General features: G+C 66.6%; 31 protein-coding genes. 12 read left to right on the top strand and 19 right to left on the bottom strand.

The window, feature by feature from the left end; all coding sequences use genetic code 11:
• Positions 1–22 precede the first annotated feature (22 nt).
• The 3 genes from ACNQS7_RS07730 (at position 23) to ACNQS7_RS07720 (ending at position 1,600) form a co-directional block, all read left to right on the top strand.
• The gene (locus ACNQS7_RS07730) at positions 23–487 is read left to right on the top strand and encodes a DUF4352 domain-containing protein (RefSeq protein WP_418012107.1); all 465 of its coding nucleotides are present in this window, start codon (positions 23–25) and stop codon (positions 485–487) included.
• Between the two features lie 19 nt (positions 488–506).
• Positions 507–1,202 carry an alpha/beta fold hydrolase gene (locus ACNQS7_RS07725; protein ID WP_418012106.1) on the top strand — a complete coding sequence of 232 codons (696 nt, stop codon included), beginning with the start codon at positions 507–509 and terminating at the stop codon, positions 1,200–1,202.
• Positions 1,203–1,324: 122 nt separating this feature from the next.
• On the top strand, positions 1,325–1,600 hold the full coding sequence (locus tag ACNQS7_RS07720; RefSeq protein ID WP_418012105.1) for a hypothetical protein: 276 nt from the start codon (positions 1,325–1,327) through the stop codon (positions 1,598–1,600).
• Positions 1,601–1,686: 86 nt separating this feature from the next.
• On the opposite strand, the gene ACNQS7_RS07715 is transcribed toward ACNQS7_RS07720, so the two are convergent.
• From ACNQS7_RS07715 to ppgK, 14 genes are all read right to left on the bottom strand, one after another.
• The gene (locus ACNQS7_RS07715) at positions 1,687–1,848 is read right to left on the bottom strand and encodes a hypothetical protein (RefSeq protein ID WP_418012104.1); all 162 of its coding nucleotides are present in this window, start codon (positions 1,846–1,848) and stop codon (positions 1,687–1,689) included.
• 722 nt (positions 1,849–2,570) lie between these two features.
• Complete coding sequence (locus ACNQS7_RS07710; protein ID WP_418012103.1) at positions 2,571–3,383, bottom strand: GAF domain-containing protein; 813 nt, start codon at positions 3,381–3,383, stop codon at positions 2,571–2,573.
• A 179-nt stretch (positions 3,384–3,562) separates the two neighbouring features.
• On the bottom strand, positions 3,563–4,690 hold the full coding sequence (locus tag ACNQS7_RS07705; protein ID WP_418012102.1) for a hypothetical protein: 1,128 nt from the start codon (positions 4,688–4,690) through the stop codon (positions 3,563–3,565).
• Between the two features lie 403 nt (positions 4,691–5,093).
• Positions 5,094–5,936, bottom strand: coding sequence for a phage major capsid protein (locus ACNQS7_RS07700; RefSeq protein WP_418012101.1), 843 nt, complete (start codon positions 5,934–5,936; stop codon positions 5,094–5,096).
• A gap of 159 nt (positions 5,937–6,095) precedes the next feature.
• On the bottom strand, positions 6,096–6,608 hold the full coding sequence (locus ACNQS7_RS07695) for a hypothetical protein (RefSeq protein WP_418012100.1): 513 nt from the start codon (positions 6,606–6,608) through the stop codon (positions 6,096–6,098).
• The gene (locus tag ACNQS7_RS07690) at positions 6,601–6,870 is read right to left on the bottom strand and encodes a hypothetical protein (protein ID WP_418012099.1); all 270 of its coding nucleotides are present in this window, start codon (positions 6,868–6,870) and stop codon (positions 6,601–6,603) included. Before ACNQS7_RS07690 ends, ACNQS7_RS07695 begins: the two co-directional genes overlap by 8 nt.
• Before the next feature lie 264 nt (positions 6,871–7,134).
• The gene (locus ACNQS7_RS07685) at positions 7,135–8,493 is read right to left on the bottom strand and encodes a hypothetical protein (RefSeq protein ID WP_418012098.1); all 1,359 of its coding nucleotides are present in this window, start codon (positions 8,491–8,493) and stop codon (positions 7,135–7,137) included.
• A gap of 11 nt (positions 8,494–8,504) precedes the next feature.
• The gene (locus ACNQS7_RS07680; RefSeq protein ID WP_418012097.1) at positions 8,505–8,678 is read right to left on the bottom strand and encodes a DUF6011 domain-containing protein; all 174 of its coding nucleotides are present in this window, start codon (positions 8,676–8,678) and stop codon (positions 8,505–8,507) included.
• A complete protein-coding gene (locus ACNQS7_RS07675) occupies positions 8,675–8,848 on the bottom strand; it encodes a hypothetical protein (protein WP_418012096.1) in 174 nt (57 codons plus the stop codon). Before ACNQS7_RS07675 ends, ACNQS7_RS07680 begins: the two co-directional genes overlap by 4 nt.
• On the bottom strand, positions 8,845–9,120 hold the full coding sequence (locus tag ACNQS7_RS07670) for a hypothetical protein (RefSeq protein ID WP_418012095.1): 276 nt from the start codon (positions 9,118–9,120) through the stop codon (positions 8,845–8,847). The genes ACNQS7_RS07675 and ACNQS7_RS07670 overlap by 4 nt, the downstream gene beginning before the upstream one ends.
• A 143-nt stretch (positions 9,121–9,263) precedes the next feature.
• On the bottom strand, positions 9,264–9,530 hold the full coding sequence (locus ACNQS7_RS07665) for a hypothetical protein (RefSeq protein WP_418012094.1): 267 nt from the start codon (positions 9,528–9,530) through the stop codon (positions 9,264–9,266).
• A gap of 2 nt (positions 9,531–9,532) precedes the next feature.
• Positions 9,533–10,444 (bottom strand): tyrosine-type recombinase/integrase, encoded by a 912-nt coding sequence (locus ACNQS7_RS07660; RefSeq protein WP_418012093.1) that lies wholly within the window; start codon positions 10,442–10,444, stop codon positions 9,533–9,535.
• 91 nt (positions 10,445–10,535) lie between these two features.
• A complete protein-coding gene (locus ACNQS7_RS07655) occupies positions 10,536–12,020 on the bottom strand; it encodes an RNA polymerase sigma factor (RefSeq protein ID WP_418012092.1) in 1,485 nt (494 codons plus the stop codon).
• A 178-nt stretch (positions 12,021–12,198) separates the two neighbouring features.
• On the bottom strand, positions 12,199–12,993 hold the full coding sequence (gene ppgK, locus ACNQS7_RS07650) for a polyphosphate--glucose phosphotransferase (protein WP_418012091.1): 795 nt from the start codon (positions 12,991–12,993) through the stop codon (positions 12,199–12,201).
• 113 nt (positions 12,994–13,106) lie between these two features.
• Here ppgK and ACNQS7_RS07645 point away from each other — a divergent pair, with 113 nt between their 5' ends.
• Entirely contained in the window at positions 13,107–13,997 is an 891-nt protein-coding gene (locus ACNQS7_RS07645) for an inositol monophosphatase family protein (protein WP_418012090.1), read from the top strand.
• A gap of 5 nt (positions 13,998–14,002) precedes the next feature.
• Here ACNQS7_RS07645 and cei read toward each other — a convergent pair whose 3' ends face one another.
• Positions 14,003–14,656 (bottom strand): envelope integrity protein Cei, encoded by a 654-nt coding sequence (cei, locus tag ACNQS7_RS07640; protein ID WP_055578425.1) that lies wholly within the window; start codon positions 14,654–14,656, stop codon positions 14,003–14,005.
• Positions 14,657–14,847: 191 nt separating this feature from the next.
• On the opposite strand from cei, the gene ACNQS7_RS07635 reads away from it, so the two are divergent.
• Positions 14,848–15,150, top strand: a complete 303-nt coding sequence (locus ACNQS7_RS07635) for a DUF4193 domain-containing protein (RefSeq protein ID WP_008258544.1) — start codon at positions 14,848–14,850, stop codon at positions 15,148–15,150.
• A 15-nt stretch (positions 15,151–15,165) separates the two neighbouring features.
• On the opposite strand, the gene ACNQS7_RS07630 is transcribed toward ACNQS7_RS07635, so the two are convergent.
• Positions 15,166–15,642: a DUF3093 domain-containing protein gene (locus tag ACNQS7_RS07630; RefSeq protein WP_418012089.1), complete on the bottom strand. Its 477-nt coding sequence runs from the start codon at positions 15,640–15,642 to the stop codon at positions 15,166–15,168.
• Positions 15,643–15,667: 25 nt separating this feature from the next.
• Here ACNQS7_RS07630 and dut point away from each other — a divergent pair, with 25 nt between their 5' ends.
• Positions 15,668–16,132, top strand: coding sequence for a dUTP diphosphatase (dut, locus tag ACNQS7_RS07625; protein WP_310785766.1), 465 nt, complete (start codon positions 15,668–15,670; stop codon positions 16,130–16,132).
• Positions 16,133–16,177: 45 nt separating this feature from the next.
• Positions 16,178–16,954 (top strand): DUF3710 domain-containing protein, encoded by a 777-nt coding sequence (locus tag ACNQS7_RS07620; RefSeq protein WP_418012088.1) that lies wholly within the window; start codon positions 16,178–16,180, stop codon positions 16,952–16,954.
• Here ACNQS7_RS07620 and ACNQS7_RS07615 read toward each other — a convergent pair.
• Positions 16,951–17,652: an alpha/beta hydrolase gene (locus ACNQS7_RS07615; protein ID WP_418012087.1), complete on the bottom strand. Its 702-nt coding sequence runs from the start codon at positions 17,650–17,652 to the stop codon at positions 16,951–16,953. The genes ACNQS7_RS07620 and ACNQS7_RS07615 overlap by 4 nt on opposite strands.
• Positions 17,653–17,808: 156 nt before the next feature.
• Between ACNQS7_RS07615 and ACNQS7_RS07610 the strand changes: the two genes are divergently transcribed.
• On the top strand, positions 17,809–18,177 hold the full coding sequence (locus ACNQS7_RS07610; protein WP_055578430.1) for an OB-fold nucleic acid binding domain-containing protein: 369 nt from the start codon (positions 17,809–17,811) through the stop codon (positions 18,175–18,177).
• Positions 18,178–18,210: 33 nt separating this feature from the next.
• Positions 18,211–18,873: a DUF3159 domain-containing protein gene (locus ACNQS7_RS07605; protein WP_418012086.1), complete on the top strand. Its 663-nt coding sequence runs from the start codon at positions 18,211–18,213 to the stop codon at positions 18,871–18,873.
• Here the strand turns inward: ACNQS7_RS07605 and ACNQS7_RS07600 are convergent.
• Positions 18,870–19,532 carry a potassium channel family protein gene (locus ACNQS7_RS07600; RefSeq protein WP_418012085.1) on the bottom strand — a complete coding sequence of 221 codons (663 nt, stop codon included), beginning with the start codon at positions 19,530–19,532 and terminating at the stop codon, positions 18,870–18,872. The genes ACNQS7_RS07605 and ACNQS7_RS07600 overlap by 4 nt on opposite strands.
• Positions 19,529–20,200 (bottom strand): potassium channel family protein, encoded by a 672-nt coding sequence (locus ACNQS7_RS07595; protein WP_133435350.1) that lies wholly within the window; start codon positions 20,198–20,200, stop codon positions 19,529–19,531. Before ACNQS7_RS07595 ends, ACNQS7_RS07600 begins: the two co-directional genes overlap by 4 nt.
• Positions 20,201–20,333: 133 nt before the next feature.
• On the opposite strand from ACNQS7_RS07595, the gene ACNQS7_RS07590 reads away from it, so the two are divergent.
• From ACNQS7_RS07590 to ACNQS7_RS07580, 3 genes are all read left to right on the top strand, one after another.
• Complete coding sequence (locus tag ACNQS7_RS07590; RefSeq protein WP_055578433.1) at positions 20,334–22,331, top strand: APC family permease; 1,998 nt, start codon at positions 20,334–20,336, stop codon at positions 22,329–22,331.
• Positions 22,328–23,524, top strand: a complete 1,197-nt coding sequence (locus ACNQS7_RS07585) for a class I SAM-dependent RNA methyltransferase (RefSeq protein WP_418012084.1) — start codon at positions 22,328–22,330, stop codon at positions 23,522–23,524. The genes ACNQS7_RS07590 and ACNQS7_RS07585 overlap by 4 nt, the downstream gene beginning before the upstream one ends.
• A 99-nt stretch (positions 23,525–23,623) precedes the next feature.
• Positions 23,624–25,087: a cation:proton antiporter gene (locus ACNQS7_RS07580; protein WP_418012083.1), complete on the top strand. Its 1,464-nt coding sequence runs from the start codon at positions 23,624–23,626 to the stop codon at positions 25,085–25,087.
• The last annotated feature ends 33 nt before the right edge of the window (positions 25,088–25,120 follow it).

Below are 25,120 nucleotides of genomic sequence, written 5' to 3'. Positions count from 1 at the left end.
ATCTGCTGGTAGCTGTGCTGGGGTGCGCAGCAACACCGCTGTGGTGTGGACCCTGGCAGCTCTGGTAGCCCTGGCGGCCTCGGGTTGCCTGGACGTGCCCCACGCCTCCAACCCGTCACTCAACGACGAAGTCCGGGTCGGCGACCTGGCTTTCACCGTGACGGCGATCAACCTCGGGGTCCCGCAGACCGGCCACCGGACCGCGCAAGGAGTCTTCGTGGTCGTCAACCTCGCGGTCGGGAACAAGGGCGATCGGCCGCGATCGGTGTATTGCCAGGACCAGACGCTCAGGGACCCCGCGGGCAAGAGTTACGGGAACGCGATGAACCTCGACTCACCCGCGGACCTCGTCACCGTCGGTCCGGGCAAAAAGGTGCTCGTCAAGTGTGCGTTCGACGTCCCGACCGGAACCCTGCCCGCTGCGATCGAGCTGCGCGACTCGCAGTACTCCAAGGGCGTGCGGGTGGCACTGTTGGGCGGCGGCTGAAAGTCGTTACCGTGGTTCGGTGGCGACTTTTGCGCTGGTGCACGGTGGCTGGCTGGGGGCGTGGTCGTGGGACGAAGTGGCTGCACTGCTGCGGCAGGCCGACCACGAGGCAGTCGCGGTGGATCTACCCATCGAAGACGGCTCGGCCAGCTTCGAGACGTATGCGGACGAGGTGTGCCAGGCACTGGGAGGCTGTGACGACGACGTCGTGGTCGTGGGGCACTCGCTCGGCGGTCACACGATTCCGTTGGTCGCGGCTCGCCGTCCGGTCCGGCACCTCGTCTACCTGTGTGCGCTGCTGCCGGACATCGGTCGCAGCCTGGCGGACCAGGTGGCCAACGAGACCGACATGCTGAATCCAGTCTGGCTGAGCGGCCTCAGCGAACCGGATGATCAGCTGCGGACGAGATGGGTCGACCGGGACATAGCCCGGACCCTTATCTGTGCTGATTGCGACGACGCCACAGCGGAAGCCGCGCTTGACCGGCTTCGGCCCCAGGCGGCCTACCCCAACCTGGCGCCGTTCGCGCTGGCGGAGTTTCCGCATGTGGCGTGCACCTACGTCGTGTGCAACGAGGACCAGTTCGTGGGGCCGGACTGGTCACGGCGGGTCGCCCGCGAACGACTCGGCGCCCAGATCGTCGAACTGCCGGGTGGTCACTCCCCGCTGCTGTCTCGCCCGGCCGCGGTGGTAGACGTACTGCTGAGCCGTTAGTCCAGGTAGTCGCGCAGTAGGAATCGATATACGGTGTCCATGAGCTGCAAATATGCAGTTCGCCACGTAGCGTGACGGCGCAAATATCCTTGACTGAGCTGAGCCAGAAAGGATGCATCACCATGACCGCCACCATCATTCGCCCAGACGTCCCGCCCGCCGCGGTGCACAGCGGCGACGGTTTCGTCACCCACGACGTCGCCGAAATCGCCAACGAGACCGCCCATGGCGCACTGGTGCGCAACGTCGCGGCCGACGGCTCGGTCACCTGGTACGTGCACAGTGTCGACGGTTTCGACGGCGGAACCTGTGACGATCCTGCAGTCGTCGCCGACGCGATCGAGGTGCTTGAGTTCCTGGCCGCCGAACTGCGCGAAGCGCTGGCCGGCCGCCGCTGAAAGGCTGCGCACCACCGGGATACCCGTGCACGAAAGAGGGGTGGCACCCACCCGAAGGCGAGTGCCACCCCAATTTCGGCGCCCGGTCAGGCGAGCTGAATCAGCTGCCAATCAACCGCGCCGCCGTCGTGCGGCGGCATCCGGTTGCCACGAGCGATCGGTGCCGTGGTCGGCCGCATGTCCAGCGACCGCCACACCCCACTCACGGGGCACACATCGCCCGTGTGGGCGATCATTCCAACAGCCATAACGGCTGTCTCCCTTCTGATGCAACATAAAGGGATTGCCCTGGTCACGAGCGCGGCCCGAATCTGCCCGTTCGGTGTACGGGCGCCTCGGTTACCTGATAGCTTGGCTTATCTACAGGCACGTAGGCGCAAACCTCAGGTCCAGGGTCCCCAGGGCTCTGGCCTGAGGATTGTTGCATCGGAGCTGAAGATAGCAACGAACGTTGTCAACTTGGGCGAGTAAAGCCCCATTCTTCGACAATTTGTTCGAACTCTTAATCTTCCGGCCGCTGGCCGCCCCATTTACAGTTACGCGCACTCACCGGATACCGCATCATCCGGCGACAGTCGCGCCTTCGAGCTTGGCGGCGCCCCCGGGGGCCGCCTGCCTGTCAGCGGATGACACTCACATGCGCTCGTCCCACAACCGGCAGAGGGTCCTGGTACTGAAATGAGTCCGACTGCGCCAAATGCCGGGAACTGCACGGCCCGAACCTCGGGAAGCCAAAGACAGCCGAGGAAGAAACCAGACTGGCCTAGCGGCTATCTGAAAAACCGAACCGTCCACGGGCTGCCCGGCGCTCCCGGTCGACGCTTTCCTGGCGGGCCTGCTCGCGCGCATCTCGCCAGATTCGCTCAACCGCCGCCGGCGACGAAATATCGGCCTCGCGGCGTTCTTCTCCACCGCTAGCCTGTATCCGTTCGTACATGTCGTCACACCCCTTCCGTGTCGATTGTACTGGTCACGGCTCGTGCACCGATGAAAAAGCGATCGCCAGCAGGTCTGCCACGAGCATGACCAAGTGCTGGTCGGACCGCAACAGATCCCCCGGGTTTGGGGCGTCCACCGTCACCATTCCGTATGTTCGTTGTCGATCAGCAATCGGCGCTGCAATGAACGTTCTATACCCGATCCGTGTTCCCGAATACGCACCGTCTAGCACTGCCACTTCTTGATCATCCTCGACGTCTCTGACAAAACATGGCTCGCGTCGAGAGATGGTGGTGAAGGCTGCATTGCCCCGGTCGTCACCGCGTCGAAACTCTTGAGGTTCACGCTGGCTGCGCCCAGCACGCGCCAAGACCTGTAGCACTCCCTCCGTGTCATTTTGTCGATAAACGACAGAGCGGAAGCCCGGGATACCGTTCTGCATCACCAGCGCGAGGGCATCAGCGCTTCTCTGAGCGATGCTGTTCGCCCTCTCGTGGCGCGCGACCGTGGTCAACGTGTGCATCCCCGCAATCGCCTCAACGATTGGCCTGAGCGCGTCTCGCAAAGCCACAATCTGCGCCGCGGCGACGTCATCATCCTGAACCCGCAGCCGCGAGCGGTAGGACTCGCGGACGATCGTCAGGAACGCAGCTGTCGCCAGCATTGCGAGCCCCGCGCAAAACCATGCCGCGCAGGCCCCGCCATGAGTTTTTCCGGCGAGCCCGGTTGCGGCCGCAGCAGCAACCGGTAAGACATAGACGGTGTGCGCCCAGCGCCCGCGGTCAAGTTGTGGCCCGACCCAAACCACGAACCCTCCCCAAAGCGGCTCGGGCGCGTCCGGCATTACTCGATGCTATTGGATGTCCCCGCATGCAGGTGGCGATCAACACGCCTTTGAAAGCGGATTCTGCCACCTGCCCAAGGTTTTGAGCCGCCGCGCCATAGGGCCGCTGGTAAACCACTGCGCTGCTACAGCATCGGAACGTGTGACGTCGGGTTCGATCGTAAACGGTAGGACCTGTTTCACCACTGCAGCTTGAGCTCGCGCAGCGAGACGGCCAGGCTCACATTGTTGGTCGGCTCGGCCTCGCGGCCCCAGACTCGCAGGGGGTCCTGATTAGGTGCGAGGGTGAACGTCGGTACCCGTGTGAGCCATTCGTTGAGCGCCCCTCGCAGTGCGGCGCGGACCAGGTGGTTGCCCCGGCAGCGGCTTTGGCCGGCTCCGAGTCCGAAATGCTTACGGGTGGAGTCGTTTACGTTGTTGCCGCCGTCGCCTTCGCAGTTGGCGGCACCCAATGCGAGTGCAATGCAGGTGCCTTGCGGGAGGTCGACGTCACCGACCCTGGTCGGCGCGCTGGCCACCCGCCACACCCACGGCGCCGGCACTTCGGTACGCATGACCTCCTCGACGAAAACCGGTATTTCGTGCGGATTCTCACGCAGGCGCCGGGCGAGGTCAGGGCGCCGCGCCAGCTCGAGTAGCGCGAACCCGAAGATGTGACCGACCGAGCGCGCGGCGTGGTAGCAGAAGACGGCAAGGGCGAACACCTCGTCGTCGGTGATCTGCGGTGCGACGGTAATGATCCGCGTGATCAGGTCAGTGGTGCCCGGTTGGGCGCGTCGAACAGCGACGAGGTCCCGCAGACTCGGCGGCGGGTAGGCGTCGGTCGGCAAGTAGAACATCGAGTACCACAGGTAATCCAAGAGCGGGGAACACACTTCGGCCATCGCCTCGCACCGCCCGCGTTCGGCGATCCGATCGAACAGGCCGGTCACGACGCGTGTGAACAGCGCGGCGGTCCGGCGCGACCAGCGAGGGTCGATGGCCGTGGTCAGAACGCGCCGGCCCTCGTCGGTCATCCACGCGAGGTCGGGCAGGACCTGGTATCCGTTGATCACGCCGAGGCTCAGGGGCGCCGTCAGGTTCGGATCGATGAGCGCGGCCGCGACGTCCTCGCGGCGGGTGAAAAACATTGCAGGAGCCGGGTAAGTCTCCCCGTAGGCGTGCGCCAGCGGCAGCTCCCAGTCAGAGCCATCAACCGGCAGTACGCGCCCGCCCGCCCGCAGGGCGTCCCACGCCGCGCCGCGATCGGTTATGACCGATCGATGGACTTCGAGAAGGCAAGCTTCTGTCTGTTCGGTGGTGATCATGTGACACTCTTTCTGCGAGGTTGTCGGTATCCGTAACTGCATATTTATGCACCGCGGGTACGAGTTGATTCGAACATGTGTTCCATATTGACGCAGCCGAAAGTCCGAATTCTGCACACAGTTAGGGACACTAAGTATCGGCCGTGGCCCATCGTCGCAGCTCAGAGGGCTCCCCACCCACATTCGAACGCCCGTTCGATGAGCGGGGGCGTCCGACCGCGTGTGCGCTCGAAGTTATACGCCGTCGATGAATAGATATGCAATGCCACATCGCCCTGGTCACTGTTGATCGATTGCCTGCCCACCGGGCGCGCAGCCGGTTGATGGAGCCACACGCCCGGCGGGCAGTTTGGTCGGCCGCTGCCACCCGTGCGCGAGGTTGGGTGGCGCGCCTGACCGGTCTTTAGCTGCCGCCCTCGTCCACGACGAAGCGGCCGATGCGCTCGGGTCGCACCAGGTTCCAGCCGATGCGCCAGGTTGCCCGCAGGACGACCGCGTCGTTGGCGAACTTGGCGTGCTCGCTGACCGCCGTCTTGACCGGGCCAACCGCCGAGGCGATGGCCGACTTGTCGATGACCAGACCGGAGTTCGCTGGGATGAATCGGCTGCGCAGGATGGGCAGCGACAGCAGCATCGGGGTCGCATCGGTGGTGCCGGCGCCGAGCAGGCTCTCGTTGGTGTTCGAGCCGCCGACCTTCAGGCGCCGCAGCGCGGCCCATACCGGCGGACTCGTCACGATCGCCGACGGCGTGGCGCCGTTCTGCTCGAGCACCGCGATGAGGTCGATCAGTGCGTCGAGGTTGCCGGCGACGGGATCGCCGTCCACGATTTCGGTGTGGTGCAGCAGTCCCATCGGGGCGCCGCCGGTGCCGTTGTCACCGAGGTACGAGGCGTCGGCCTTGCGGATGATGTCGCGGGCCAGGCTCAGCGCGACCTGTGTCGCCGTTTCGGGCTTGTCGAACTGCTCGCTGGACAACGTGACCAGGCGGCTGACCTTCTTGGTCTTGACCAGCACTTCATCGAGGCCGGGTTCGTCGTCGGTGATCGGCGCACCTTCGGCGATGTATTCGGCCGATTCCGCATCGACCACGAAGCCGACGTGCAGGCTCGGCTGGTCGCCGTTGATGTCGCCGCTGACGGTCGAGGTCTGCAGGATGAGCGCGGCGGGAACGATGTCCGCGGGCGCGAAGGTGGATTCATCTGGCCGCCAGGCGAAATCGGCGGTCGTAGTGGTAATGGTTGCCATGGGTGGCTCCTGTGGATGAGGCGCGGCACCTGGCAGCCGACAGCGCGCGCAGAACAATAGAACGTTGTCCCGCTACACGATTCGGGCGGCGATTACGCCTTGCCACTTACGCGCGCGTCGGTGACCAGTATACCCCATACCGGCTACGGGTAGCCGCGCCTACTTGTCCTGTCGCTGCAGCGCGCCAACGAAGTTGTCCCAGCCGGTTTTCTTCGGTTGGGGCGCAGCGGCACCCGAACGCATGCCCTGCTGTCGCAGCGGCGCCGCCGGCCGGCGTTCCAGGCCAAGCTGTTCGCGCGCGGTGGCGATAGCCGCGGTGATCTTCTCGGCGTCCGGCAGGCCGGTGTCGTCGAGCAGGCTGGCCAGTTCGGCTACCGCGAACACCGCCGCCGGCTTGACGCCGGTCGCGCTGATCGACTGCTCGACGTGCATCCGTTGCAGGCGTTCGATCGTCGCGGCCTGCGCCGCGGTCTGCTGTTCGAACTCGGTGATACGCGCTTCGGCGGCCTGCGCACGTTCCCGGTAGCGGGCGGCCCGTCCACGGGTTTCGCCGTCCTCGGCCGGATCAGCGTTCTCCGTGGCGTTCTCGGCCCCGGGTGTGCCATCTACCGCGGCGGCGCCTTCCGGCGCGTCCGCGTTGATCGTGGGCTCGGTGGTATCGGTGTCAGACATAGGTATTCCCTTCGTCGCCGGTGCGGGCGTCCCACTCGGCGCGCAGGTGGACCACCTGCTCAACCATTCCGGCCAGGTGCTCGGCGACGCAGCGAGCACCCGCGGCCGTCATGACGAGTGCGACGGGGCCGACGCTGGGGTCGACGATCCGTAGCGCCAGCGCGTCCTGGCCGGCCCGATGGCCGAGGTAGGCGAAGTCGAAACTCTGCGGCACTAAGTTGATCTCGTCGTCGGGGCGTGTAATCGGTTCGAAATTTCCCATTGGTCATCAACCTTTCGTGTGGTGGTGTCCTACGGCAGTCGGTGCCGCAGTAGCGCAGCGGTAACCCGCTGCTGATCCTCGGGTGACAGCGGCCCAAGTCGTTCGTGTGATGGCGTGGTGGGCGCGGCCGGTTGGATAACCCGGTCCCATTCCATGCCCGTCGTGAACAGGTGCCAGTCGACGCTGCCGTCGGCCCAAGTCACCTCAGAGATAACGTGGCCGGGGATAGCCCGCGGCCATTTGCGCGTCAACGTCCAGCAGTTGTCACACATGAATTTCTCCCGTCGTCCGAAAATCTGGCGAATTGCCGTCACTGATTAGTATATTCGGTTCCTCGCACGTTTCCGGCGCATCGATATCTTCGTCACCGTCGATCGCTGCGCCGTATCCCGTCCAATTAGGCGAGAGCTTTCCGTGCGCAACTATTCGCAGAATAGCACCGATGTTTTCCTGAAGTGAATGCCGGCAAAGGAATGGATATTCCATGATTTCTTCATAGTCGTCATCGTCGGCGAGGGTAAGAAGGCAAATTTGGTGCCCGCCGTCCAGGCTGCGCGCGATGCCGTCGTCATCGCACAGGTCACAGTCCACGTCGGCCGGTGGAGCGGTTGAGCGCGCTTGCGCGCTCCCGTGGCCCGCCAGCGCGTCACCGCTGCCGCTGGGTTGGGGATTATCTTGCGAGCGCACGGAGGGCGCGCCACCGGCGCGCTCCGTAGTGCGCGAGCTTGAAGTACTTTCAAGTCTTGAACGACTTGAAAGACTTAACGCGCAAGGGCTTGGCGCGTCTGCGCTGGTCAGAGCGTCGGGGTTGGCAACTAAATTGTCAGATTTGGCACGATAGTTGCCATTTTCAGCACGATAGTTGCCAGATTCGACACGATAGTTGTCAGATTCGACACAATCGTTGCCGCCGGCGGCCGCTGCAATCGGCATCGGTGGCCACGGCTCGGGCGGCGGGAACTCCTGCGCGGTGACTGCGGCGATCAGCTTCTGGACCATCTCTGCGGGCAGTCGCCCCAACTGGTGTGCGCACCAGGCCTGCTGGGCGGTGGTGAATGCCCTGTCCCCATCCCAGCCGCAGGTGGTCAGCATGTCGAAGATTGGACGCTGAAATTTGTCGGCTGCCCGCACTTCAGCCGCGAACCACTGCGCACGCACTCGATCTTCAGCGGCCAGCCATTCACGAATCTTTTTCTCGGCTTCGCACTGTTCCTGGCGTTCCCGCTCCGCCGCCCGCTGGCACTTCCATTTCCATTCGCGTTCGAATGAGTAGAACAAACCGATACGATCTTCCACCGAAATGATGTGGTACTGACGCGCGCGCCGATCTTCCGGATCAGGGTCAGTGCTGAGGTAATTCATTTCGACACCCTCGGCAATGGCGCGATCGAATTTGCGTACCGTCATTCCGCAGACCTCGGCCAGGTGCTGCCGTTTGCCGAGCCAGTAGCCCTTGCCGCCGGCCTCGGTGACCGCACAGAGGATGAGCGCGCGCGCGGCGGCGTCACTGAGCTCGCGGTCGGCACCGACGGCCTTGATCCAAGCGAACTTGTCAGCCTGGCCCTGCCGGTACTTCGCGCGGTTCTCGTCGACCGGCTGGTCGGATTTCTTGGATGCAGGCACTTGGATTCCCCTCAGGACGAACGTCTGCAGTGCGGCCCACGCCGGGCGGCGACGGACTCGGGATGAGTCAGGCTGCGATTGCAGCGTTCGCAAGGGATCGCGAGCCGATAGCCGAGCTCGGCCGCAGCGGCCAGGATCGCGTCCTCTGCGCACCTCGTGCGGTCAATGACGTTGCTGCGCTTCACCCTTCACCGCCTGCGCGGATGTGGTCGGCCAACATGCGGATACCGCGCGGGCATTTCGCGTAGTAGGTCGGATCAGCGGCCGCCCGTTCGGCGGCCAGGCGGCGCGCGGCGAGGTCAGCGGCGTGACGCCATTGCGGCTCTTGGGCATCCGACGATTCGGCGGCGGTCATGCGGCGTTGCCCTTGCGACGCTGGCGCGCCTTGGCCGACGCGTAGGCCATGCGCTGAAAGTGCGCCTTGCGAGCGTTGGCGGCGCGCTTTGCTCGTTCGGCGGGGGTGAGTACACCCTCGGGGTCTACTTCACGCTCGAAGCGGTCCATGGCCGCGGCGCGGGCCGCGGCGGTGCGGGCGGCGCGATCCTCGGTATGCGCCCACGAGGTGTTGGAGGCGAGCGAAGCGCGCAGCGAGCGCATTTGGGGTGACAGGTTTTTGGCAGCAGCCATCGCAGTACCTTTCGGTCTGCAAGGCGCTCTCCCTCGCGGTGATCAGTGATGCCAGCGCGTGCATCTCGATCGACGGAGCCGTTGGCACAATTCTAGTGCCAACGCTGTGCAAGCGGCGCTGGCGCAGGAATTTGTGCTCGCGGTCAGCAGGGAATGGGGAGTGCTGCTCGGGTGGGGTCAGCGGGCGCGGGGCGGGTTCGGGCCTCCGCAATCGCGGCGGCCAGTTGCTCTCCACTCGGTAGGGTTGGCTCGGGGCTGCAGGTGCAGCCGTTGCGGTGCGCGGGGTATCGCTCCCACGTCCCGCTGGCGCCGGCGCCATTGACCCAGAACTTCGCCGCCACCTTCCGGCAACTGGTGTGCCGCGCAACCAGCAGCGCCCGGCCGGGGGGATCAACCAAGTCGTCGTTCATGCTCACAGCTCCCCAAGTCCCAGCTCGCGTGCCTCGGCCGCGGCACGTTCGCTGGCGGTGGCCCGCGTGTAGCGGTCGATCATGTCGCGGGTCGACCATCCGGCCACGGCCATCAAGCCGCCCTCCGAGCCGCCTGCAGCCAGCCAGCGCGATGCGGCGGTGTGTCGCAGGAGGTGTGGGTGGAAGCCCTTCAGGCCGGCCAGTTCGGCGCGGTACTTCAGTGTCTTGTGCAGGGCGTAGTAGGTGACGTTCTTGCCGCGGTCGCCGAGCCAGAGCGCATCTGTGTCGGCCAGACGGTGCCCGCGCCGCATTCGGAGATACCGGTCAATCGCGCGACACGTGTGCGGTCCAATGGGGGCGATTCTGCCCTTGCCGCCCTTCCCGCGCCGTACCGTCACCAGGCCGCGGGTCAGGTCGACGTCGGCAACGGTTAGGTCCACGGCCTCGCCCGCCCTCATGCCGGTCTCGGCCATCATGCGCACGATCGCCTCGTCGCGACGGTCACGGAACTCCTTGCCGTTGCAGGCGGCGATCAGGCGTCGCAGTTCGTCGTCAGTGAGTGATTGCGTGACCTTCGTGTCCAGCTTCGGTGCCTTGAGGCCGAGCAGGGGGTCGACATCGAACTCGCCCTCCTCGGCCGCCCACGCCGAGAACCGGCGCACTCCTAGCTGGCGGGCGCGGGCGGTTGAGGGCTCGGCACCCCCGTCGAGTAGATCGGCGACCCAGCCCTTGACCAGATCACGCGTGAGGGCAGGGGAGTGGCCGTTGGCCTCACACCATCCGATGAACCCGCGCACCCCGTCGGTGTAGGACTTGATCGTCTGCGGCGCCTTGCGCTCAGCGCGCATGGCCAGCACCCACGAGGGCAGCAGTTCGGCTATCTCGACTGAGGGCTGAGCAGCACGGCGAGGCATGCTGATATCTTAACTGACAGCGGTGTCCTACCGTGATATAACTGGACTGAGCGGCAAAACTGCTGTTCAGGACAGTAAAGCGCAGTCGAACTCAGTCCAGGTAGTCGCGCAGCACCTGCGAGCGGCTGGGGTGGCGCAGCTTGGACATCGTCTTGGACTCGATCTGACGGATCCGCTCGCGGGTCACCCCGTACACCTGACCGATCTCGTCGAGGGTCCGCGGCTGGCCGTCGGTGAGCCCGAAGCGCAGCCGCACGACGCCGGCCTCCCGCTCGGAGAGCGTGTCCAGCACCGACTGCAGCTGGTCCTGCAACAGCGTGAAGGACACCGCGTCCACCGCCACGACGGCCTCGCTGTCCTCGATGAAGTCGCCGAGCTGGCTGTCACCCTCGTCGCCGATGGTCTGGTCCAGCGAGATGGGTTCCCGGGCGTACTGCTGGATCTCCAGCACCTTCTCGGGCGTGATGTCCATTTCCTTGGCGAGTTCCTCAGGCGTGGGCTCGCGGCCCAGGTCCTGCAGCAACTCGCGCTGGATGCGGCCCAGCTTGTTGATGACCTCGACCATGTGCACCGGGATGCGGATGGTGCGGGCCTGGTCGGCCATGGCGCGGGTGATGGCCTGGCGGATCCACCACGTCGCGTAGGTGGAGAACTTGTAACCCTTGGTGTAGTCGAACTTCTCGACCGCGCGGATCAGACCGAGGTTGCCCTCCTGGATGAGATCCAGGAACGCCATGCCACGACCGGTGTAGCGCTTGGCCAGCGACACCACCAGACGCAAGTTGGCTTCCAGCAGATGGTTTTTCGCGCGGTCGCCGTCGCGGCAGATCCACAGCATGTCGCGGCGCTGGGCGGCCGGCAGCTTCTCGCCGCGATCGGTCAGCTCGACCATCAGCTGGGTCGCGTACAGGCCGGCTTCGATGCGCTTGGCCAGCTCGACCTCTTCCTCGGCGTTGAGCAGCGCCACCTTGCCGATCTGCTTGAGGTACGCGCGAACCGAGTCGGCGGAGGCGGTGAGCTCGGCGTCCTTGCGGGCCTGGCGCAACGCCTCGGACTCGTCCTCGTCCCAGACGAAATCGCCGGAGGCCTTGTCCTTTTCGGTGGGCTCGGCGATGTCCTCGTCTTCTTCGACGGGGGCGGCGGTGACCACGGCGGCCGTCGGGGTCTCAGCCTCCTCGGCGTCGCTCGGGTCGATGTCGGAGTCCTCGGAGTCCGGGGCCACGTCCTCGTCCAGGTCGTCGAGGCTCAGGTCGCCCGCTTCGATTTCGATGTCGTCGCCGGGCTCCACGTCGAGGTCGGTGTCGAGTTCGTCACCGGCTTCGAGGGTGACGTCATCAGGCGATACACCGTCGGCATCCTTGGTCTTGGCGGCCGGTGCCTTCGCGGCGGCCTTGGCGCGGGTCTTCCTCGGAGCCGCGCCGGGCGCGCCGTCGGTCGCGGATCCGGCGGCCTTTGCGGCCCGCTTCGCTGGAGCGGCGCCAGGGGCGGCCTTGGCCGCCGTCCGCTTGGCGGGAGACTTCGCGGCGGTGCGCTTCACCGGCTCATCGGTTGCCGCACTTGCCTTGGTCGGTGCCACGTACACCCCTTCAGTTGGACGCACTTCCGGTGGGTCTGGGCATGGAAGACCGAAAGTGTCTGTTATGTCGATTGTCGGCGTTTGATATCAGCGTGAGTATCGCGCGCTATCGGTTTGGGCGGCCGCCGACGACCATTGTAACTTCACACGGCCCGCGTACTGGTCGAGCGGACAAAATTCAGTGCGTCACGTCGCCTGCCGACGCCATCGCAGCGCCGACGATTCCTGCGGCGTTCTGCAGGGTGGCCGGCACGACCGGGGTGCGGTTTTCCAGCAGATGCACCCATTTATCGGCCTTGCGGCTGATACCGCCGCCCGCGATGAACAGGTCGGGCCAGATCGCGTTCTCGATGGCGACCAGCACCCTGGTCACCTGTTTGGTCCACTTTTCGTAGCTCCATCCGTTTCGTTCTTTCACCGACGACGCCGCCCGCTGCTCGGCTTCCTTTCCGCCGACCTCGAGGTGGCCGAACTCGGTGTTGGGAATCAGCTTGCCGTTGTGAATGAGCGCCGAACCGATGCCGGTGCCGAAGGTGAGCAGTACGACCAGACCCTCATGGCCTTTGCCGGCGCCGTAGCGCTCCTCCGCCAGGCCCGCGGCATCGGCGTCGTTGAGGATCGTGACCTCCTGGCCGGTGAGTTCGGCGCTGATGATGTCGCGGGCGTTGGTCCCGATCCAGGCCTTGTCCACGTTCGCCGCCGTCTGCACGATGCCGTGCGTGACAACGCCCGGGTAGGTGACCCCGAGCGGTCCTGTCCAACCGAATCCGTTCACCACCTCGGCGATGGTCTTGGCGACGGCGTCGGGGGTGGCGGGTTGCGGCGTGAGCAGTTTGATCCGGTCACCGATCAACTGACCGGTGTCCAGATCGACGATCGCTCCCTTGATGCCGCTGCCGCCAACGTCGATTCCGAATCCTCGGCGCTGCGACGGGGGACCGCCGGCATCAATCCCAGAGACGGTGCTGGTCATCGAATCTCCTCGGCGAGACTTGGTGGTTCGCCCACCTTATCGACCCGGTACGCCAAACGGGGTGAGGCGGGTTGCGTCCGTTGAGGAGTCGGCGCCTGTGGTGCGATAGATCGGTGACACGCCCCGACAAACCCGGTGTGGAGCCCGCGCGGCTGCGCGACGTGGCCGTGACGGTCGCCACCGAGGCCGCCGCGTTCGTCCGGCGCCGGCGCGGCGAGGTATTCGGCCCGAGCGCCGAAGTTGACCCCTCCCGCAGCGGCGACGCCGACACGGTGCGCGCCAAGACCACCCCGACCGATCCGGTCACGGTGGTCGACACCGATGCCGAACAGTTGCTGCGGGACCGGCTGGCCGTACTCCGGCCGGGTGACCCCATCCTCGGTGAGGAGGGTGGCGGGCCTGGCGATTCGACAGCCGATTCCGCCGGCGCGGTCACCTGGGTGCTGGATCCCATCGACGGCACGGTGAACTTCGTCTACGGCATCCCGGCGTACGCGGTGTCGGTCGGCGCTCAGATCAACGGTGTGTCGGTGGCTGGTGCGGTGGCCGACGTGGTTGCCGGGCGGGTGTATTCGGCGGCCAGCGGGCTCGGGGCGCACGTCACCGACGGGCACGGAACTCGGCAACTCCGGTGCAACAACGTGGATAAGCTGTCAATGGCGTTGCTGGGCACCGGATTCGGATACTCGCCGACGCGCCGGATCCGCCAGGCCGAGTTGGTGGCACGGATGCTGCCGGTGGTCCGCGATGTGCGCCGCATTGGTTCGGCGGCCCTGGACCTGTGCATGGTCGCAGCCGGGCACCTGGATGCGTATTACGAGCACGGCCTGCAGGTCTGGGATTGCGCGGCGGGCGCGTTGATCGCCGCGGAGGCCGGCGCGCGCGTGCTGCTACCGGACCCGGACGCGGACGGGGCCGGCCTGGTGGTCGCCGCGGCACCTGGCATCGCCGACGCGCTGCTTGCGGCCCTCGACGATGTCGGGGCGCTTGATCCGATTCAGTGACTGCGTCAGCAGCTGTTGGCGTGGATCTTTGCCAGCAGCGTGTGATCGGCGGGCTCGCTGGCCCCTGGACGCAGGGTTGCCAGTACGGCGTCGATGTCGTCGTTGTGCGCCAGCGAGCTGAAGTCGGTACCCAGCGCGAGATCGACGGAGTCGTCACCGCGGCTGTCGTGGAACAGTTCGGTGCACGGCGCCACCAGCCACAGCGCCGCGGCGGTGGCCTGGCCCGCGGTGCCGAAACGGATCTGCCCCTGACAGTTCAGCCGGGTGCCGGCGTAGATCGGGTCGTTGGCGGACGTGGGCTGCGCGAAACCCAAATCCTGTAGCGCACCGGCGATGTCGCCGGCCTGACCGCCTCGGCCGCTGGCATTGAGAACCCGCACCTTGGTGTCGCTGAGCTTGGCGGGCGTGACGTCGATCATTTCCGTCCGCGATACCTGCTCGCCGAGCTTGGCGGGCGTTTCGGTCCCGGCCGCCTGCGGGGGAGGGTTGCACACCGCGACCTCGCGGACGTCCGCCGGCCGGGTCAGGGCGACGGTCCACACCACGCCGGTCACCACCACGAGGAAAATGACGACGATGATGGCGGGGCGGGGATTGCGCCGCCGGAAGGGCCGACCGTGCTTGTCGAAGGCGGTACCCTCGGTGATGTGTGCAACCACACATGCACTCTAATCGCACCGTAATCGCACCGTTTAAGGCCAAGTACAAGGGCCATTCCATCGGTGTGACGCAAATCACATCCAATCCACCCGCATTACGGGCACGAATAGTTTGGTGCAAGCGTTCGACGCTGGTACAAAGCGTTCCTTGAGCTTATGAGGGCCCTGAGGGGATAAGGACGGGGAAGAAGATGCCTACCGACTACGACGCTCCGCGGCGTACCGAGACCGACGACGTCTCAGAAGATTCGCTGGAGGAGCTCAAAGCACGACGGAACGAGGCGGCGTCAGCCGTGGTCGACGTCGACGAGTCCGAGTCCGCCGAGAATTTCGAACTGCCTGGCGCCGACCTTTCGGGTGAAGAACTGTCGGTGCGCGTGGTTCCGAAGCAGGCCGACGAATTCACCTGCTCGAGTTGCTTTTTGGTGCAACACCGCAGCCGGCTGGCCAGCGAGAAGAACGGCGTGATGATCTGTACCGACTGCGCGGCCTGACCGCCGCGCACGCAGTCAGCTTCGAAGCGCCGACAGCACTCGCTCCGGGTGCCGGCAACTCACGAGCCAGTACGGCGTCGGGTCATCGGGATCATCGAGCACCAGCAACACCATCGGGCCGACCCAGGCACGATGCAGGACGTAGGCCGCCGGGTCGAGCTGGCGGCCTAACGCCGCCGACTTGGCCGCACGCCCTATCTCCGCGGACCGGGAGACCACTGTGACCGGCAGATGCGCGTCACCGGCCCACAGCTCGACACCGCCGTCATCGGCGGTGACGCGGATCTCGACGCGGCCCAGCCACAGCAACACGGCGGTCGCGACGGCGAACAGGACCGCGAAAGGAAGCCAGCCGGGCAGCGCGCGGATGCTCAGGTCGACCTCGTACGCGATGACTGCGGCAGGCACGAAACCCAGTGGCCACCACCACCAGGGCACCCACAGCCGTTCGCTATATCGCACGCTTTGCGGAGCGATGCGCGTATCGGACACGCGGTCAAGGGTAGTCTGTGCCCCCGTGTCGACCAGTCTGGCCATCGTTCGTCTCGACCCCGGCCTTCCGATGCCCAGCCGCGCTCACGACGGCGACGCGGGTGTCGACCTGTTCAGCGCCGAAGACGTCGAACTCGCGCCTGGCCACCGGGCTCTGGTGCCTACCGGCATCGCGATCGCCGTCCCGTTCGGCATGGTCGGGTTGATACACCCGCGTTCCGGACTGGCCTCGCGGGTAGGGCTGTCGATCGTGAACAGTCCCGGCACTATCGACGCAGGCTATCGTGGCGAAATCAAGGTCGCGCTGATCAACCTCGACCCCACCACCCCGATCGTGGTGCACCGCGGCGACCGCATCGCCCAACTGTTGGTGCAGCGGGTGGAACTGGTCGAATTGATGGAGGTTTCGTCGTTCGATGAGGCCGGGCTCGCCGAAACGTCCCGTGGCGAGGGTGGTCACGGTTCCTCCGGCGGGCACGCGAGTCTGTGAGCGCTGAGGACGAGGCGATGAGGGCGATGAGAAGGAGCGGCGCTGATGCCAGCATTCGGTAGACGCACACGCAAGGACGACAGCGCTTCGCAGCAGCGGCCGGCCGATTTACCCGTCGAAGAAGGCGTCGGGGACGGCCCTGCCGACGGCGACGAGTCGCTCGAGGGCCCGTTCGACATCGAGGACTTCGACGATCCGGCGGACGCCGAAGTGGCCCGGCTCGATCTGGGCTCGGTGCTGATTCCTATGCCGGCGGCGGGCCAGGTGCAGGTCGAGCTGACCGAGACCGGAGTGCCCAGCGCGGTGTGGGTCGTCACGCCCAACGGACGGTTCACCATCGCCGCCTACGCCGCCCCCAAGACCGCGGGACTGTGGCGTGAGGTGGCCGGCGAGCTCGCCGACTCGTTGCGGAAGGACTCGGCCACGGTCTCCATCAAGGACGGACCATGGGGCCGGGAAGTCGTGGGCAGCGCATCCGGTGTGGTGCGCTTCATCGGAGTCGACGGTTACCGCTGGATGATCCGCTGCGTGGTCAACGGACCGCACGAGACCGTCGAGGCCCTGACTGACGAGGCGCGCGAGGCCTTGGCGGACGCGGTGGTTCGGCGTGGCGACACTCCGCTGCCGGTACGCACTCCGCTGCCGGTGCAGCTGCCCGAGCCGATGCTGCAGCAGCTGCGTGAGGCCGCGGCTGCGCAACAGGGCGCTGAGCAGACCCCCGAACAGGCCCAGGCGCAGCCCCCGTCGGACGAGCCGGCCGCGCGCCGCAGCACCGAAGGCTCGGCGATGCAGCAGTTGCGCAGCACCTCAACCGGCGGTTAGCCGGCGGCGTTCAACGCTTCCAGGCAGGTTGCGCCCAATGCGTCCGGGCGCGCACCGATCTCGTCCAGCGTCACCGTGCGCAGGGCAGCTCTGGGCGCATCGGTCGCCCAGTCGACACCGACCTGCAAGGGGTGGATCGGGTCATCGACCGCGGCCGCCACGCCGAGCGGCGGGACCAGCCGCGTCAGCTCGGCACGGCTCGGTGCGACGTACGAGGCGGCCTGTTCCATGGCGTCCGGCAGCAGCGGCCACTGAGCCGCCCAGGACCGGGCCAGCTCGTCGGCGAGCCAGGGCGGGCTGGATGCCCGCATCTGCGCCGTCGTCACGTCCAGCCCGTCGCGGCGCAACTGCGAAGCCGTGTAGTGCGCGGCCAGTGCCGCAGGCGCCGAGGCGGGGTCTCCGCTCCAGGCCGGCAGGGCCGCCAGGACGGCCACGGTGTGCTGCGGGTGGGCCAGCGCCCACGTCGCGGCGACGGCCGCGCCGATCGACACCCCTCCGACTGCGATCGGGCCGGCACGTGCCGCCTCGTCGAGCGCGGTCACGTAACCGTCGACCAATCGGTGCGGTTGCGGCGCAGGTGTGACCAACACCGCACCGAGTTTGTGCAACGGGGCTGAAAAGGCCCGGTAGACGTAGTTTTCGTCGGATCCGGTGCCAGGCAGCAAGACGGTTGTGACACCACGCAGATCGACCACCACCTCCCCATACTGCCCGGTACCGTGAAACACCCGAAGATCAGTGGTTTCATCTGTGTGGCATCAGGGAACCAACAGGTCTACGGTGACCGTTGGCATGGTGGAATGCTGATTTGAGGCTATAGCTTTCTTAACGACGTCGAAGTGTCAGGAGTGGCCATGGGGGCCCAAGGGTATCTACGCCGGCTCACCCGTCGGTTGACGGAGGACCCGGAGCAACGCGACGTCGAAGAACTGTCCGACGAAGTCCTCAATACCGGCGCGCAGCGGGCAATCGACTGCCAGCGCGGCCAGGAGGTCACGATGGTGGGCACGCTGCGCAGTGTCGAGACGAACGGCAAGGGGTGTTCCGGCGGGGTTCGCGCGGAGTTGTTCGACGGCAGCGACACAGTCACGCTGGTGTGGTTGGGGCAGCGGCGCATCCCCGGCATCGAGTCGGGGCGCACCCTGCGGGTGCGGGGCCGCATGGGCAAGATGGAGAACGGCACCAAGGCCATTTACAACCCGCACTACGAAATCCAGCGGTGACGATTTTCGTCACCATCAACACCCCGAATTCCCGTGAGCGATAACCGTTTCAGTGCCGAGCGCCTGCTGGCGCAGTCCGGTGGCGTGAGCGGGCTGATCTACTCCTCGTTGCCCGTACTCGTATTCGTCATCGCATCCAGTGTCGCCGGCCTGCTGGCCGCGATCGGCAGCGCGATGGCCGCGGCGGCCCTGGTTCTGCTCTGGCGGCTCGTCCGTCGAGACTCCTTGCAGCCGGCGCTGTCCGGGTTCTTCGGTGTCGCGGTGTGCGCGCTGATCGCCTATCTGGTCGGCCAGTCCAAGGGCTATTTCCTGCTGGGAATTTGGATGTCCCTGTTCTGGGCCGTGGTGTTCGCCGCCTCGATCGTGATCCGTCGCCCGGTGGTCGGCTATCTGTGGAGCTGGGCCAGCGGCCGCGACAACGAGTGGCGCGCGGTGCCGCGGGCCGTCTACGCGTTCGACATCGCGACGACATGCTGGACCGTGGTGTTCGTGGCCCGTTTCGGCGTCCAGGGGCATCTCTACGAGCTCGGCAAGACCGGCTGGCTGGGAGTGACCCGGATCGCGATGGGATGGCCCCTGACCGCGCTGGCCGCCCTGGTGACCTATGGGGCCATCAAGGCCGTGCTGCGGGCCCTGCCCGCGGTGGAGCATCCCGTGGTGGTGTCTGAGATCGACGGCGAGCCAGTTCGCGATTAGCTGGTCGGCAGCAGCAGCCGGCGCAGTTCCTCTTCGGCCTCGGTGGCCGCGACGAACAGCAACTCGTCGCCCCCTTCGAGCGGTTCGTCGCCCTCTGGGACGATCACCCGCGGACCCCGCAGGATGGTCACCAGCGACACATCGCGCGGCAACTGCAGTTTGCGTACCGGCTTGCCTCCCCAGGGCGTGTCGTCGGGCAGGGTGATCTCGACCAGGTTGGCCTGACCTTTGCGGAACTCCATCAGCCGCACCAGGTCGCCCACGGCCACGGCTTCCTCGATCAGCGAGGCCAGCATGCGCGGTGTGGACACCGCCACGTCGACCCCCCATGCGTCGGTGAACAACCACTCGTTGCGGGGGTCGTTGACCCTGGCCACGACCCGCGGGACCGCGAACTCCGTCTTGGCCAGCAGGCTGAGCACCACGTTCACCTTGTCGTCGCCGGTCGCGGCGACCACGACGTCGAAATCCTCGAGGTGCATCTGTTCGAGCAGGCTCAACTCGCATGCGTCACCCAGCAGCCAGTGCGCTGCGGGGATGGCGTCGGTGTCGACATGGTCGGCGTTGCGCTCGATCAGGGTGACGTCGTGCTTGTTGGCGACGAGCTCCCGGGTGACCGAGCGCCCGACCGCGCCCGCGCCGGCAACGGCTACTTTCATTTGTCCAAGTCCTCGCTCGGCGGCAGCGCCGCGATGGCCACAGCTTCAGCGGCGCGGCCGGAGATGGCGGCGACATAGACCTGGTCGCCGGCCTGCAGCACGGTCTTGGGTTCGGGCAAAATGCCGGTGCCGAAGCGGATCAGAAACGCCACGCGCGCCCCGGTGGCCTGCTCCAGATCGGTGGCGCGGTGTCCCACCCAGTCTTCGTGCAGCACCACCTGCGCCACCGCGACGGTGCCCGTCGGATCTCGCCATTTAGCCGTCTCGGTCTCCTGCGTTAAGGCATTCAGCAGGCGATCGGTGGTCCAGGGAACGGTGGCGATCGTCGGGATGCCCAGGCGTTCGTAGACCTCGGCGCGCTTGGCGTCATAGATTCGCGCGACCACGCGCCGCACGCCGAAGGTCTCCCGGGCCAGCCGCGCCGAGATGATGTTGGAGTTGTCTCCGGAGGACACCGCGGCGAACGCGTCGGCGCCTTCGATGCCGGCCCGCAGCAGCACGTCGCGGTCGAATCCCTGACCGAGCACGCGGTCGCCGTCGAACTCGGGGCTGAGCCGGTTGAACGCCGCGCTGTCGCGGTCGATGACCGACACGTCATGGCCGATTCGGTACAGTCCGTCCGCCACCGAAGAACCGACCCGGCCGCACCCCATCACAACCACCTTCACTCGGAGGTCCTTTCGGTTGTGTCCTGCGCGTCATTGTGATCGGCAACCTACGCTGGCGGGCCGATTTCGGTCGTGAGAATTCTCGCGTACGGAACGCTACCGCCAAAGCCGAGTGGGCTTACTCTTGGCTCTCGTGTCCAAACTTTCAACCGCTGCGCGCCGGCTGCTGATCGGACGGCCTTTTCGCAGCGACCGGCTGGCCCACACGCTGCTGCCCAAGCGCATCGCCCTGCCGGTGTTCGCCTCCGACGCCCTGTCCTCGGTGGCCTACGCCCCCGAAGAGGTCTTCCTGATGCTCTCGATCGGCGGCCTGGCGGCCTACGCGCTGTCGCCGTGGATCGGGCTGGCGGTGGCCGCGGTGATGCTGGTGGTGGTGGCCAGCTACCGGCAGAACGTGCACGCCTACCCCTCCGGCGGCGGCGACTACGAGGTGGTGACGACCAATCTCGGCCCCAACGCCGGCCTGACGGTGGCCAGTGCGCTGATGGTGGATTACGTTCTCACCGTTGCCGTTTCGACCGCCTCGGCGATGTCGAACATCGGCTCGGCGGTGCCCATCGTGGCGCACCACAAGGTGTGGTTCTGTGTGGCCGCGATCCTGTTGGTGACCGCGATGAATCTGCGCGGCGTCCGGGAATCCGGGCTGGCGTTCGCGATCCCCACCTACGGCTTCATCATCGGGGTGACCGGCATGATCGGCTGGGGCCTCTTCCGCATCTTTGTGCTGGGAAACCCGCTGCGAGCGGAGTCAGCCGGCTTCCAGATGCATTCCGAGCACGGGAAGATCGTCGGTTTCGCGCTGGTGTTCCTGATGGCGCGGGCGTTCTCCTCGGGCTGCGCGGCGCTCACCGGTGTCGAGGCCATCAGCAACGGGGTGCCGGCGTTCGAGAAACCGAAGTCGAAGAACGCGGCCACCACCCTGCTGATGCTGGGTGCGATCGCCGTCACCCTGCTGATGGGGATCATCGTGCTGGCCAAGAAGATCGGGGTTCAGCTGGTCAGCGACCCCGCGACGCAACTGGCCGGAGCTCCGGCGGGCTACTACCAGAAGACGCTGGTCACTCAGCTGGCTGAGACCGTTTTCGGCAGCTTCCACATCGGGTTCGTGCTGATCACCGCGGTGACGGCGTTGATCCTGGTGCTGGCGGCCAACACCGCGTTCAACGGATTCCCGGTGCTCGGTTCGGTGCTGGCCCAGCACAGCTATCTGCCCCGCCAGTTCCACACGCGCGGCGACCGATTGGCGTTCTCCAACGGGATCGCGTTCCTGTCCCTGTCGGCACTGCTCGCGATCATCGCGTTCCGCGCTGAACTGAGCGCCCTGATCCAGCTCTACATCGTCGGTGTGTTCATTTCGTTCACGCTGAGTCAGATTGGCATGGTGCGGCACTGGACCCGGCTGCTGCGCACCGAAACCGATCCGGCGGCGCGGCGACGGATGCATCGTTCGCGGATCGTCAACACGGTCGGGTTGCTCGCGACCGGTGCGGTGTTGCTGGTCGTCATGGTCACCAAATTCCTGGCCGGTGCCTGGATCGCCCTGGTCGCCATGACACTGTTGTTCGCACTGATGAAGCTGATCCGCCGCCACTACGACGGCGTCACCCGCGAGTTGGCCGAGCAGGCTGCCGAGCACGGCGACGAAATCGTGCTGCCCAGCCGCAATCACGCCCTGGTGCTGGTGTCGAAGCTGCATCTGCCCACGCTGCGTGCCCTGGCCTATGCCCGTGCGACCCGGCCGGACGTACTGGAAGCCGTCACGGTGAGCGTCGATGACGCCGAAACCCGCGAGCTCAAGCATGAATGGGAAGAAAGCGACATCAGCGTCCCGTTGAAGGTGATCGCCTCCCCGTACCGCGAAATCACCCGGCCGGTACTTGATTACGTCAAGCGGGTCAGCAAGGAATCGCCGCGCACGGTGGTGACGGTGTTCATCCCGGAGTACGTGGTGGGTCGCTGGTGGGAACAGTTGCTGCACAACCAGAGTGCACTGCGACTCAAAGGGCGCCTGTTGTTCATGCCGGGTGTCATGGTCACATCGGTGCCCTGGCAGCTGACGTCCTCGGAACGGATCAAGACGCTGCAGCCGCGGGTCGCGCCCGGGGACGCCCGACGGGGCATATTCGATTGAACCTCGAATCCGCCGGCGGGGAACTGACTTTGGTCACCGGCGCCCCCGCCAATGGCGGCAGCTGCATCGCGCATCATGAGGGCCGGGTGGTCTTCGTCCGTTATGCGCTGCCCGGGGAGCGGGTACGGGTGCGAGTCACCGCCGACCACGGATCCTATTGGCACGCAGAGGTTGTCGAGGTGCTGGAGCCGTCGGGGGATCGTACGGATTCCCTGTGCCCGATCGCGGGCGCGGACGGTGCCGGGTGCTGCGACCTGGCCTTCGCCGCCCCCGCGGCGGCACGTGACGTCAAGGCGCAGGTGGTGGCCAACCAGCTGGACCGGCTGGGCGGACACAGCTGGTCGGGGATCGCTGAACCGCTCTCAGCCGACGGGCCGACCGGCTGGCGCACCCGGGTTCGCCTCGAGGTCGGATCCGACGGCCGCCCCGGGTTTCATCGCTACCACAGCGACGAGTTGGTCACCGATCTGCGCTGCGGACAGTTGCCGGAAGGGATGCTCGAAGGGCTGTCCGGCACCGACTGGCCGGCCGGTGCGCACCTGCACGTGGTCGTCGACGACGACGGTGAGCGGCACGTGCTGCGTACGGCCCGGCAGGGTAGGCGCACGGTGTCGAAGGTGATCGAAGGCGACTATCACGCCGTGCAGCGGGTGGGTACGCGCAGCTGGCGGGTACCGGTGACGGGGTTCTGGCAGTCGCATCGCGAAGGCGCGCGGGTGTACAGCGAGCTGGTCGCGGACTGGGCCCAACCCGCGTCCGGGGCGACGGCCTGGGACCTCTACGGCGGAGCCGGGGTCTTCGCCGCGGTGCTCGGCGCGGGGGTGGGGGAGTCGGGCCGGGTGCTGACCGTCGACACCGCGCGCGGCGCGTCGGGGGCGGCACGTGCCGCCCTGGCCGACCTGCCGCAGGTCGAGGTCGTCACGGATTCGGTCCGACGGACGCTGGCCGGGCAGGACAGGGGTGCCGACGTCGCGGTGCTGGACCCGCCGCGCACCGGCGCCGGGCGTGAAGTGATCGATTTGCTCGCCGCGGCGGACGTGCCGCGGGTGGTGCATATCGGTTGTGAGGCAGCATCTTTCGCACGCGATATCGGGTTGTACCGCGGGCACGGCTACGCCGTTGAGAACCTCAGGGTGTTCGACGCTTTCCCGCTGACCCATCACGTCGAGTGCGTCGCGTTGCTGACCCGATAGTCCGGACGTCGCGACAGGCTAGACTCCTTCGCGGTGTGCCGGGAAGTCTGGTCGGCGATGTCTTGTTTGTCGAACCGAAAGGCTTGAGCGGTTGCTGTCGTGAGCGAGACTGCCCGTTACGCACTGATCGTCTTGTTCACCAGCGCCGTCGGATTGATCGCGGTCCTTGCGAACCGGCTCACCGAGCGGGTGAAGATCCCGGTGCCGCTGCTGGTTTTGGTCGGAGCCGCCGTGGCGGTGCACGCGGTGCCGGTGGTGCAGCCGCCCTCCGAGCGGACGGTGGAGCGGGTGCTGACCATCGCGCTGGTGCTGGTGTTGTTCGACGGCGGGATGCACATCGGTCCCGCGCGGTTCCGCGCGGCCGCCGGTCCCATCCTGTCCGTCGGGGTGCTGGGCACCGCGCTCACCGCTGCCGGGGCGGCGCTGATGTTGCATTACGCGTGCGGAATCAATTGGTACGCCGCGGTTCTGGTGGCTACCGCAGTGGCTCCCACCGATCCGGCCGTGGTCTTCTCGGTGCTGGGCAAACGCGAGATCTCCGGTCGCAGCAGCACCATCCTGGAGGGTGAGTCCGGCGCCAACGACCCGGTCGGCATCTCGCTGATGGCCAGTCTGATCGCCGCGGGTGGTCTCAGCGCGGCCGGGTTCGCCGGTGTGGGAACGCAATTCGTGCTGCAGATGGCGATCGGTGGGGCCGTCGGAGTGCTCGGCGGCCGGGCCCTGCTCGTGTTCATGCGCCGCGTGGCGCTGCCCAGCGAGGGCCTCTACCCGCTGCGGACGCTGGCCTCGGCGCTGATGATGTACGGCATCGCCACGCTCGCGCACGGCTCGGGGTTTCTGGCGGTGTTCGTCGCGGGCATCGTGATCGGTGACGCGCGCGCCCCGTACAAGCCCGAGATCAAGCGGTTCCACGCCGCGCTGGCGGGGCTGGCCGAGATCATTGCCTTCACCGTGCTCGGGCTGACCGTCGACATCGGCGTGCTCGCTCACCCGGATGTCTGGATTCCCGGGCTGATCCTGGGCGTGGGCCTGACCGCTCTGATCCGGCCGTTGGCGGTGAGCGCGTGCCTGATCCCGGTGCGACTGGAGCGCAACGAGCGCAGCTTCATCCTGTTCGCCGGCCTCAAGGGGGCGGTGCCGATCCTGCTCGGTGAATTCCTGCGGGCCGCCCATATCGCCGAGGCCGAACGGCTGTACGGCATCGTGGTCGTCGTCGTGATCTTCTCTGTCCTGGTGCAGGGCAGCGCGGTGCCCGGCGTGGCGAGGTTGTTGCGGTTGCCGATGCGGACCGTCGAAACGCAGCCGTGGGAGATCGGGGTCCGGCTCGCCGACGAGCCGCACGGCGTCCACCGCTTCACCGTCGCTTCGGGGTCTGAGGTAGAGGGATGCACGGTCGAGGGGCTCGGCGATCAGGTCGGTGACATCTGGGTGAGCATCGTCGTGCGCACCACCGGTGTGGTGCCGGTGCGCGGCGACACCGAACTGCAGGCCGGCGACGAGGTCGTCGTTCTGGCGGATCCCGAACTGCATGACACGCTCGCCGAACTGTTCGGTGCCTCATAGGGCGGCTGCTCGCCCTGCTGCGGTTGCGCGCGC

Origin of the sequence: Mycobacterium sp. 23 (assembly GCF_048287075.1) — a bacterium.
In the GTDB taxonomy this organism is placed as follows: Bacteria; Actinomycetota; Actinomycetes; order Mycobacteriales; family Mycobacteriaceae; genus Mycobacterium; species Mycobacterium gordonae_B.
The sequence above is the reverse complement of the archived record's forward strand: the minus strand, read 5'-3'. Positions and strand labels throughout refer to the sequence as shown.